Here is a 10,201-nt window from a genome sequence, read left to right as displayed (position 1 = left end):
CCGTTGTGCTCCCGCGGTGTGGGCGCCCCGGGGCCTGTTGTGGCGTTTTTTTTCCTCAAAGTGGGGCCCGGGCCCGCCGCCCCCGAGCCGTTGGCCCCGGTTGGGGGGGGGGGGGTCGGGTGGTCCCGGCCCCCGGGGACAGGGGATGATGGAGACTTGGGCGTTCGGGCCTGAGGCCGGGCCGACACGCCGTCACCACGACCGCCAGCAGCACATGGGGGAACGTTCCGAATGACCCAGGCGCAGGGTTCCACCGGCCGCCTCCTGGCCGGCCGCTACCGGCTGAACGGCGTGCTCGGGCGCGGCGGCATGGGCACCGTCTGGCGCGCCGAGGACGAGATGCTGGGGCGGACCGTCGCGGTCAAGGAACTGCGGATGAACGCCAGCGTCGAGGAGGAGGAGAAGCACCGGCTGATCGTCCGGACGCTGCGCGAGGCCAAGGCCACCGCGCGGATCCGGCACAACTCGGCGGTCACCGTCTTCGACGTGGTCGACGAGGACGACCGGCCGTGGATCGTCATGGAGCTGGTCGAGTCCCGCTCGCTGGCCGACGTCATCCGGGAGGACGGGCCGCTGGCCCCCGCCCGGGCCGCCGAGATCGCGCTCGACGTGCTCGGCGTGCTGAGCGCCGCGCACGCGCTGGGCATCCTGCACCGGGACGTCAAGCCGTCCAACGTGCTGATCGGCGACGACGGCCGGGTCGTGCTCACCGACTTCGGCATCGCCAGCGTGGAGGGCGACGCCTCGGTCACCTCCACCGGCATGCTGGTCGGCGCCCCCTCGTACATATCCCCGGAGCGGGCCCGCGGGCAGAAGCCCGGGCCGCCGGCCGACCTGTGGTCGCTGGGCGGCACGCTGTACGCGATGGTCGAGGGCCGGCCGCCGTACGACCGGGGCTCGGCGCTGGCCACCCTGACCGCGGTGATGACCGAGGAGCTGACCGCCCCGGTGAACGCCGGGGCGCTGCAGCCGGTGATCGAGGGGCTGCTCGCCAAGGACCCGGCCGAGCGGCTGGACGCCTCGCAGACCCGGTCGATGCTGAAGCGGGTCGTCGCGGAGGCCACCTCGAAGGCCGAGTCGACCACCGTGCACGCGCTGCCGGTCGAGAGTCCGGCCGCCGCCGCGGAGCCCGAGGAGGCCCCGGCCGAGGCCGAGGAGGGCCGCAAGCGGTCCATCGGGGGGCTGCTGGGGACGGTCCGGGTGGGCAGCCGGGCCAAGGACGAGGAGCCCGCCGCCGTGGCGGAGCCCGTCGTGGAGCCGGTGCCCGAGCCCGCTTCGCCGTCCTCGGACGTGGCATCGGGCTCGGCGTCGGGTTCGCTCGCGGCGTCGGGTTCGGCTCCGGCGGCCGAGCCGATCCGGCCGGTGACCAGCGAGTGGACCCTGGGCGCCACGCAGGCGGCCGGCGCCGACCCGCGCAGCGGACGGCGGCGGCTGGCCGTCGTCACCGTGGTGCTGGTCCTGCTGCTGATCGCCGGGGTGGTCGCGGTGCTCCAGGCCGTCGGCAACGGGGACGACTCGTCGGCGAACGGCGCGGGCGCCACCTCGTCGGTCTCGACCAGCTCCGAGGCCGGGCCGAGCGGGACCCCGGCCGCCTCCGTTCCGGCGGCGGAGCCGGAGCCGGGCACCGACAAGCCCGCCCCGGACAAGCCGGCCACCGACACACCGGCCCCCGACAAGCCGGCCGACACGCCCGGCCCCTCTGCGGCCAACCCGCCGGCCGCCGGCGCGCCCGCCACCACCCCCGCGCAGAGCCCGACCCCGCCGGGGGCCGCCGTCCCGGCCGGTTACCACGAGTACAAGGACCCGACCGGCTTCTCGGTCGTCCTGCCGGACTGGCTCCAGCCGGCCGGTTCGGAGGGCGTCCGCCGGATCTTCAAGGGCAACGGCAGTACCCTGACCATCGAGTGGACCACCACCCCCGGCCCCAGCGCCGTCGCCGACTGGCAGGACTCCGAGCCGGGCCTGCGTTCGAAGGTCACCAACTACCAGCGGGTCAACCTGGCCGCGATCAACTACCGGCAGTGGAGCAACGCGGCCGACTGGGAGTGGATCAGCGGCACACCGCGCACGCACTCGCTCAACCGGGGCTTCGTCACCGGGAACCCGGCCAAGTACGGCTACGCGATCTACTGGATCACCCCGGACGCGGACTGGGGTGCCCCGGCCAACTCCCAGGCCCGGGACACGGCCTTCGCCACCTTCCAGCCCGCGCCGTAGGGCGCTAGGCCTAGCCGATCAGGCGGGCCTTGGCCCGGGTGAACTCCTCGTCGGTGAGCGCGCCGGAGCCGTGCAGGGCGGCCAACCGCTCCAGCTGGCCGAGGAGTTGGTCGCCCGCGCCGAGTTCGGCGGGGGCGGTGTGGGGGGGGCGGCCCCCCGCCCCCCGCCCCGCGCGCGGGCCCGGGCCCACCGGCCCGCCCCCCGACCGAGGCCGATCCTCGACATCCACGCCGTGGAACAATGGACGGGCCTCGCGCGGGGGAGGCGGCGAGCATCGAAGGAGCGGCGGGTTGGCAGGGCTGGTGACCGACTGGATCCGGGTTCCGGTGGGCGAGGACGCTTCGAGGTGGACCACCCGCGGTGGCTGCCGCCGCGTTCTCCTCGTCGTCCACAACGTGACCTCCGCGACCCGACTCCTGGACGTCGTTCCGCTGTTCCGCGACGACCTCAGGATCCAGTTACTGGCCTCCTGCACGGGATCGTCCCCCTTCAGCGCAGGAGTCGCCGAGCTGCTGAGCTCCCTCGGGGTTCCGGTACTTCCGTGGGAGCAGGCCAAGCAGACCCCCGTCGACCTCGCCCTGTCGGCCAGCTTCGGCGGTGAACTCTCCGAGTTCCGGGGGAAGTTGATCGTCCTCTCGCACGGAGCCGGATACAATAAAAGGCTCGCAACACCGAACACCGAACACCGAACACCGAACACCGAACACCGAACACCGAACACCGAACGCGCCGCATGCCCCTGTCTTCGGCCTGGCGCCCGAGTGGCTGCTGTCCGACGGGGTTCCGCTCGCCCGGGCGATGGTGCTCTCCCACCCCGAGCAGCTCGGCCGGCTGCGCGAAGCCTGCCCCGAGGCCGCTCCGACGGCGGTGCTCGGCGGCGATCCCTGCTTCGACCGCATCCTGGCCGCCCTTCCGCGCCGCGAACGCCATCGCCGCGCGTTCGGCGTCCGACCCGGGCAGCGGTTCATCGTGCTCAACTCCACCTGGAACCCGCAGTCGCTCTTCGGTGACGCCGGCGCGCACGACCCGCTGCCGTGGCTGCTCGACCGCCTCACCACCGAACTCCCGGTCGACGACTACCGGGTGGCGGCCGTCCTCCACCCGAACATCTGGCACGGCCACGGCCCCGGCCAGGTCCGCCTCTGGCTGGACCGCGCCGAGCGGGCCGGCCTCACCCTGATCGACCCCCTGGACAGCTGGCGGCAGGCACTGATCGCCGCCGACGCGGTGATCGGGGACTTCGGCTCGGTCAGCTACTACGCCGCGGCACTGGGCACCCCCGTTCTGCTCGGCACGGCCTCCGACGAAGTTCTGGGCGCCACCTCACCGGTGGCAGCCTTCGTCCGCGAAGCCCCCCGGCTCACCCTGGACTCCCCTCTACGTCCGCAGCTGAATCAGCTCCTGATGCACCATCAACCCATCACCAGCACCAGCGAATTGACGACCTCAGCACCCGGCGAGGCGGCCGGCCTGTTGCGTTCGCTCTTCTACGAGGTCATGGGACTGCCCGAGCCGACAGAGCCGGCTCTCCTGGACCTGCTCCCACTCCCCGCCTACCGGCCACCGACCCGAACCGTGCCGCTGCGGGTCCGTACCCGCCCGGGGCCCCGCCCGCACGAGGTCACCATCGAGCGGGTCGCCGAAGGCCGGTACGGGCCTGCCGGGCCCGGCTCCGATCACCTCGCGGTGCACGAGGACACCCTCGACCAGGGCCTCCTCGGTCTGGCCGACGCGATCCTCCGGTACGGGGAGGCCGACGACCCCCGGATCGGCCCGCCCCGGGAGTGGGCCGCGGCGACGCTCGCCCGCTACCCGAACTGCTCGCTCGCGGCCTTCGTCTCCGGTCCGGACACCTGTGAAGTACTGCTGCGCGACCGGGGATTCGTCCGCCTCACCAGCCCCTCGCTCGACCCGGCGGCGGCCGCCTCGGCACTGTTCGCCCAGGTGGACGGCACCGCCGTCCCCCGTCCGCTGCCGCCGATGGAGCTGACGGTGCGCACCGGCGGCGCGTCCCACGCGGTCCTGGTCAGTCCCGTTCCGTGAGGCACTGCTGCCGCAGGCCCGCCAGGTAGCGCAGATGGGGCTCCGCCTGCTCACGGTCCAGGATCGCGGTGGCCTCGTCGATCGCGGCCAGCGCCTGTTCCGTCGCCGAGGTGTCCGCCCAGGTCTCCGCGAGGTTGGTGAGGGTGCGGGCCGCGTTGTAGTTGTCGCGCAGACGCCGGAATTCGGACAACGCCTCCGTCAGCCAGGTCCGGGCCCGCTCGTACTCGGCCAGGCCTCGCAGCGCCCGCCCCCGGTGCCGCTTCAGCAGCGCCCGGGCCCGCGGAACGTCCCCCGCCCGCTCGTGGTCCGGACCGATCGACCCGAGCAGTCCGTCGGCCTGCTCGAAGCAGTCGTACGCGGGCTGCCACCGCCACTGCCGAAGCCTCAGCAGCCCGAGCGACTCGACGGCCGTGGCCCGGCCCAGCAGGTGGCCGGCCCGCTCGAACGCCGAGGAGGCGTCGACCAGACAGCTCTCGGCCTCGGCCAGCAGGTCCAGTTCCATCAGGGCGAAAGCCAGTTGGGTGTGCATCCGGCCGGCCATCGCCGAGTCCGGGTCGTGCGCGACCGCCGCCCGCACGGCGGTTCGCAGCGCCGGCAACAAGGTCTCGTGCCGACCGGCCTTGAGCTGCACCGCCCACGACGCCTCCGCCAGCTCGCACGCCGTGGCCGGCGCGGCCAACTCCTCGGCGGCGAGCACCGCCTCGACCAGGTTGCCCACCTCCGCGGCCAGCGCGGCCAACGCCGCACCGGCGTCCGGGTAGTCACCGGGCCCGAGCTCCCGGTAGAGCGGCCCGACGTGCCAACGCTCCCGCAACGCCGCGTAGTCGGCCCGGACGGCGAAGCGCAGCAGGTGCTCCACGGCACGCGTCACCGCACCCGCGCACGCGGCCAAACCGTCCTCCCGCGCCGCCTGCTCCTCGGCGAACCGGCGCACGGCGGGCCGGTAGCGGTAGCGGCCGTCGGGCGTGGCCTCCACCAGGCCGGCCTCGGCGAGCCCGGCCAGCAGGACACCAGCGCGCTCGACGGTGAGCCCGCCAGTTCCATGGGGTCCGACAACCGCCACGGCCAGCTCGGGACCGACGGCCGGCCACGGCCGCAAGGCGCAGAGCCGGAACAGCCGGGCCTCCTCCGGCTCCAGCGCCTCGTACGACTCCTGCACGGCGGCCCGCACCGGATCACCCACATGGGCATCGCCGCCGCCGTCACCACCACCGCCCCGGCCCCGGCGCTGCTGGGGGATGAACGCCAGCCGGGGAGCCGCGGCACGCAGGGCGAAGGGCGATCCTTCGCACCGTTCGAGGACGCCCCACAGGGCGGGGCCGGCGGCGGAGACGGTCTCCTTCCCCACGAGGTCCGTGAGCAGCCGCCTGGCGTCCTTGTCGGACAGCGGCCCCACCGGGATCGGGACGGCGTCGAGACCGGTGAGCGGACGCCGGGCCACGACGACCGTGACGACGCCCGGAGCCGCGGTGATCAACGGCCGGACCTGGGCCGCCGACCGGGTGTGGTCCAGCACGACGAGCAACTGCCGCTCGGCGACCAGCGACCGGAACCGCTCGACCCGGTCCTGCGCGGCCGGCGGAACCCGGTCCGCCGGCATGCCGAGGTGGATCAGGAACTGCCGGAGCACGGCGGCCGCATCGGGTGCGGTGGCCAGCGACCCGCCGGAGAGGTCCGCGTAGAGCTGCCCGTGCGGAAACCGCTTCCGCTGCTGCGCACCCCAGTGGACGGCCGCGGTGCTCACGCCCATCCCCTGAGGTCCGTACAGGACGCTGACGCGGGGCGTGCCGTCCGCCTTCCGTCCGGCCTCCTTGTCCAACAACGCCAACACCTTGCGCCGGTCGGTGAAGAAGCGGTCGGAGGGCGGCAGCAGGGAGGGCGTCGCCAACGGCCCGGACCAGGCCCCGCCCTGGCCGCCCAGCCAGGCCCGAAGCGCCCTGGCCTGCGCCGGATCCGACTCGGCCACATCCAGCAACAGCTGCGCCACAGCGGCCCGTTCGGCGGCATCGGTCGGCGCCGGCACATCCCGTCCCGTCACCCGGCGGACGAACGCACCCGCCGACTCCCAGGCCCACTTACCGGCCTCGTTCGCCACGCTCGCACCCACGGCGCCGAAAACAGCGGCCACCGCCGACAGCGACACCGGCTCCAACACCCCACACCCCCTGGTCCATCGCGGCACCCGACCAGCACCGCCGCACCCTCGCGTCGGGCCCCACGGTAGCCTGCCAAACCCCACCACGGGCGCGCACCAGCCCGCTTGCCCACAACCGGATCCGGTTCCGCTTCCCCTCCCCAGAAGATCGCGCCCCCAACGCCAACAACGTCCGTCTGAAACTCAAGCGGCTGGTCGAGCGCGGGATCCCGGCCGAGACCGAGCAGGGGGTGTTCACCCGGCCCCGGCCATAGCCGCCCCGCGAGCCCGCGGCCAAGCCGCTCGCTGGTTCCGCCGATGCTGTCGGCGGTCCGGACCTGGTCCTGTCCGACACGGCACCGGAGGCACCGAGGAGTTGCCCCCGACGAAACCGGTACGGCCCGCCCTGGGCCCCGGCCCTCCTCGTCTCCGTTCGTCCCCGGATTGTCCGACCGATGGAGCAGGATGGAGTTCGACCAGTCACTGGGGAGAGGGAAGCAAGGAATGGCCACTGACGAAACCCGGCTGCCTGTGGAGTTCCTGGCCACTGTCGCGGCCGGTGCCGATGCCGGGTCCGCCGCGGCCCGGATGGCAGCCGAACAGGCCCGTGCCGTCGCCGACAGTCAGCAGGGCGGACCACTCCTCGCCGCGCTGCTCGACAAGCCCTACCGGGATTCGGCACCCGCCTGGCTGCTGGAGGCCGCGGTGACGAACGGGCTACGGCAGACCGAAAGCGAATACGAGTACCTGACCGGGTCGACCTCGCTGGTGGTCCTCGCGCTCATCCACCCCGACTGCGACCCGGCCCTGCGGGCCGACGCCTTGCACCGCTGCTCCGACCGCCGGCTCGGCTCCCTCGGCACCGCCGACCGGCCGGCCGACCTCTGCGCGGCCGTCGCCGACGAACTGCGCAGGCGAGTGCCGCAGCCACCGCACATGACACCCGAACTGCTCAAGGAGCCAACGTCCGCACAGGTGGTTCTGCGTACGGGCCGCCTCCACGACGCCGTGTTCGAAGCCGCTGTCGCTCTCCTGCCCGACGGCCTCGACCGCACGCGTCTGGAGGACGAGGATTCCGGCGCCTGGTCCGACCGGATCAGGGCAGCGTTCGACGCGTGGGGCCGCATGTGGTCGGCCGTACTCGAACGGCACTCCGACCGGCACTCCCAGCTCATCGACAGGACCGCCGGCACCACGGCGAACCGGGTCATCCGCGACCAACTGCTCGGCAGCGTGCCGTGGACGGTCGAGCCGAAACTCCTTAGGCAGATCGCGCTGGATGACCTCTTCAGGTTCGGCGCCGCCATGCTCACGACCCGGATCTGCGGCTTCCTCCAGGAGGGTTCCTCGAAGGAGGAGGCCCGGCAGCACTTCGCCGCCGAGCTCTCCGCCTGGACGAAACCGATCGAAGGGACATCGAGTTCCTGCACCTACGGGACGACGGCTTCGACACCGACTGGGGCACCGATTCCGCCGTCTCCTGGGTGAGCCATGCGGCCGACGGACGGTGGCGCCTCGTCCTGAACCCCGCCGAGGCCAAGCCCGCCTACGGCGATCCCCACGCCTGGCAGAGCCATGCGGACGAACTCGCCGACCTGGGCCGACACTTCGCCGAAACGGCCGTGCAAGCCCTCCGAACGTGGAAGCCGAAGGACCTCTACGGAATCAGCAGGGCGGCCGACCTGCGCTGGATCCACGCCATGCTGGTCCACCTGCCCGAACTCACGCCCGCCGTCGAAGCGACCGTCCGACTGGTGATCCGCGACGCCCGCCGCGGCCGGTCCGGCCTCCAGTCGTACGACTACAAGTCCCAGGACGACCGGCGACAGTTCGACGAACTCCTGGACGCGATCACGCGGATCGTCGCCGACCCCGCCCCGCAGCCGCCCGCGACCCGTCGCGGGGCCCTCGGCGATCCCGAAGAGGTGACGGTGCGGAGCCTGTCCGCCGTCACCGCAGTGGTGCTCGACGCGTACCTCGACCGGCACGCCGGCGACGACGAACTCGTGGAGAAGGCACTGCTGTCCTTCGCCTGGCACGGCCACCGCAGCGAACCGGCATTCACCTCGGTCCTCGCCCGCCACTCCGATCCGCAGCGCGCCGTCCACACGCTCACCCGCGAGCTCCGCCACAGGCTCGGCGGCAACCCCAGCAACCGCGAAGCATGGGCCCGGGAGATCCTCGCCCTACCCGACTGCCCCAGCGAGACCATCCTCGCCCTGCCCGCCTGGACGGCACTCAAAACACGCGGGCACCACTACAACAGCACCCATCCCACAGTGATCGCCCTGGTGGAAGCAGCGCTCGGAGACGACCACCAGACCTGGCAGCGATTCGCCGACAGCCCGATCGGCAACTCCGGCCCCAACGCCTGGCTCCGCCTCGGAGACATCCTCACGGCCGCCGCAGACGGAACAACGTGGCCGAAGCCGCCGACCTCCAGGTGACAGCTCCGGGCCGCCCCGGGGCGGCCCTTCCTACTCGGCCACGAAGACGCCGCCCCCGTCCAGGTCGCCCTCCTTCCATGGCGGAGGCGTCGGCCACACTTCGGCTCGGGTCAGCAAGCGTTCCCATCCTGGGCACAGCACTGGAAGCAGCATCAACGAGGCCGGTGCCGTCCGGCCGCGGCGACTACCGGGCGGCACCGGCCTCGTGGCGTCGGGGGCGGACTGCGCTACAACCCCGCCAAGCACTCCGCCCCCGCCCGGCCCCGCGCCGCCGAGCGCACCTGCTGGACCCCCGAACAGGCCGCCGCCTTCCTGCGCCACGGCGCCGAACAGTACGCCGATCAGCTAAACGACCTGTTCGAGGTGATGCTCGGCACCGGCATGCACCGCGGTGAGATCCTCGCCCTCCACTGGTCCGACGTCCACCTCATGGACCGCAGGCTCTACGTCCGCTGGACCCTCGCCGCCATCAACAACGGGCGGCTCCATCCCGGCGGGCCCAAGACCGAGGCCAGCCGCACCTGGATCAGCCTCTTCCCCGGAGTCATGACGCCCTCCAGGTGGGGAGGTGAGGTTCACGGACGCCGTGGTGGTCGGCAGCGCAGCGATGTGGTGTAGCAGTGGCCGAACCCCTCGGAGTGAACGGACAGGTCGTTTGACTGCGTCTGCTCGTCGACTGGTTGCATCATGTGCACAGAGCTGACACGGCAGCGACCAAGATCCCCGACAGAGTCACGCTCAGTCGGCCCCACTGTCACGGGCGGCGGTGCTCGGCGGGACGGGCTCCGAGGCCGGCACCCGGCGCCGCCTTCTCCAGGCACCCTGCCGATCCCCGGCAGGCAAGGCCCCGCACCCGACACACTCGAACGAAGACCTTGCCTGTCGCGTACAGCTACGGCCGCCCGGTCAGGACCAGGCCTGGCGGCCCCCGGCGTCAACCGGGCTGATCAACCACCGCTCTTGCGGCGGAAGTTGCGCTTGCCGCCCACCGCGCCGTGGGCGCCGTGGATCTTCGAGTCGCCATTCGGGCCGCCGGCCGCGCTATCGGACTTGGCGCCGCGCTTGCGCTCCAGAGCGGCGAGGAACCGGGCCTTGACGTCGTCCTGGGCGGCGGGCGCGGGAGCCTCGGCAGCCCCCGTGACCTCCGGGCTCTCGGCACTCTCGGCGCTCTTGGGGTTCTCAGATGACTCCACGTCGCTGCTCATGCAGAACCTCTTCCTTGAGGGATGGTGGCGGTTGATGACTTCACACACACCATGTCATGCCCAAGCTTCCCATCTGCGGGTGGTACCGATCCTGTACGGACAGAACCTGCGCGCCCGCCCGGTCCTCAGAACCCGGCCGAATCTCTCCGGCAGGA

The 10,201-nt window shown here is 72.7% G+C and carries 8 protein-coding genes; 5 read left to right on the top strand and 3 right to left on the bottom strand.

Annotated elements, in window-relative coordinates; translation table 11 throughout:
- Nucleotides 1-231: 231 nt before the first annotated feature.
- Nucleotides 232-2,217 carry a protein kinase gene (locus ACFV6I_RS03330; RefSeq protein WP_380423422.1) on the top strand — a complete coding sequence of 662 codons (1,986 nt, stop codon included), beginning with the start codon at nt 232-234 and terminating at the stop codon, nt 2,215-2,217.
- A 10-nt stretch (nt 2,218-2,227) separates the two neighbouring features.
- Here the strand turns inward: ACFV6I_RS03330 and ACFV6I_RS03325 are convergent, their stop codons facing one another.
- Complete coding sequence (locus tag ACFV6I_RS03325) at nt 2,228-2,407, bottom strand: SHOCT domain-containing protein (protein WP_380423421.1); 180 nt, start codon at nt 2,405-2,407, stop codon at nt 2,228-2,230.
- Nucleotides 2,408-3,015: 608 nt separating this feature from the next.
- On the opposite strand from ACFV6I_RS03325, the gene ACFV6I_RS03320 reads away from it, so the two are divergent.
- Complete coding sequence (locus ACFV6I_RS03320) at nt 3,016-4,260, top strand: hypothetical protein (RefSeq protein WP_380423420.1); 1,245 nt, start codon at nt 3,016-3,018, stop codon at nt 4,258-4,260.
- On the opposite strand, the gene ACFV6I_RS03315 is transcribed toward ACFV6I_RS03320, so the two are convergent.
- The gene (locus ACFV6I_RS03315; protein ID WP_380423419.1) at nt 4,244-6,415 is read right to left on the bottom strand and encodes a tetratricopeptide repeat protein; all 2,172 of its coding nucleotides are present in this window, start codon (nt 6,413-6,415) and stop codon (nt 4,244-4,246) included. The two genes, ACFV6I_RS03320 and ACFV6I_RS03315, sit on opposite strands and share 17 nt — an antisense overlap.
- A gap of 483 nt (nt 6,416-6,898) precedes the next feature.
- On the opposite strand from ACFV6I_RS03315, the gene ACFV6I_RS03310 reads away from it, so the two are divergent.
- The 3 genes from ACFV6I_RS03310 to ACFV6I_RS03300 all read left to right on the top strand — a co-directional run bounded on the left by ACFV6I_RS03310 (nt 6,899) and on the right by ACFV6I_RS03300 (nt 9,459).
- Nucleotides 6,899-7,882, top strand: coding sequence for a hypothetical protein (locus ACFV6I_RS03310; protein ID WP_380423418.1), 984 nt, complete (start codon nt 6,899-6,901; stop codon nt 7,880-7,882).
- On the top strand, nt 7,879-8,841 hold the full coding sequence (locus ACFV6I_RS03305; protein ID WP_380423417.1) for a hypothetical protein: 963 nt from the start codon (nt 7,879-7,881) through the stop codon (nt 8,839-8,841). The genes ACFV6I_RS03310 and ACFV6I_RS03305 overlap by 4 nt, the downstream gene beginning before the upstream one ends.
- Nucleotides 8,842-9,204: 363 nt before the next feature.
- Nucleotides 9,205-9,459 (top strand): hypothetical protein, encoded by a 255-nt coding sequence (locus ACFV6I_RS03300; RefSeq protein ID WP_380423416.1) that lies wholly within the window; start codon nt 9,205-9,207, stop codon nt 9,457-9,459.
- Between the two features lie 329 nt (nt 9,460-9,788).
- Here ACFV6I_RS03300 and ACFV6I_RS03295 read toward each other — a convergent pair whose 3' ends face one another.
- A complete protein-coding gene (locus tag ACFV6I_RS03295) occupies nt 9,789-10,046 on the bottom strand; it encodes a DUF5302 domain-containing protein (protein WP_063349669.1) in 258 nt (85 codons plus the stop codon).
- Between the last annotated feature and the right edge of the window lie 155 nt (nt 10,047-10,201).

Origin of the sequence: Kitasatospora sp. NPDC059803 (assembly GCF_042732255.1) — a bacterium.
In the GTDB taxonomy this organism is placed as follows: Bacteria; Actinomycetota; Actinomycetes; order Streptomycetales; family Streptomycetaceae; genus Kitasatospora.
This window is presented reverse-complemented; position numbering and strand designations above follow the sequence as displayed.